This is a genomic window from Lysobacter sp. TAB13 (assembly GCF_052113885.1).
Taxonomy (GTDB): domain Bacteria; phylum Pseudomonadota; class Gammaproteobacteria; order Xanthomonadales; family Xanthomonadaceae; genus Lysobacter; species Lysobacter gummosus.
On record NZ_JBFRDR010000323.1, the window covers coordinates 1 to 388 of the forward strand.

At 62.9% G+C, this 388-nt stretch carries 1 protein-coding gene; it reads left to right on the plus strand.

What is annotated here, in order from left to right:
- On the plus strand, positions 1 to 388 hold a 388-nt coding region (locus AB4Y92_RS26360), incomplete at both ends, for a hypothetical protein (protein WP_441822309.1).

Here is a 388-nt window from a genome sequence, read left to right on the forward strand (position 1 = left end):
GCTCTCGTCGCCCCCCGCCTCCGACCTGCAGCAAAGGCACTGGCAACCGGCGTCATCACCGGCGCGCTGCTCCTCCAGCCGGGCCAGGTGCTGGCAGCGGATCGGACCTGGAATGGCCCTGGCACGGATTTCAACACCCCGGGTAACTGGGATTCCGGCGTGCCGGGCAACAGCGACATCGCAGTCTTTGCCGGGACCACAGCCCCTGGCGCGCTATCGACGTCGGCGAACACCTCCCTTGCCGGGATAAGATACGATGCCGGAGCAGCCGCTTACGCCATCACGCTCGGCGACAGCCTTCAGACATTTGGCAGCATCACGAACAGTTCGAGCAATACCCAGACCATCAACGTCGGCTCCTGGGCATTTTTCTTCTACGGAAATTCAT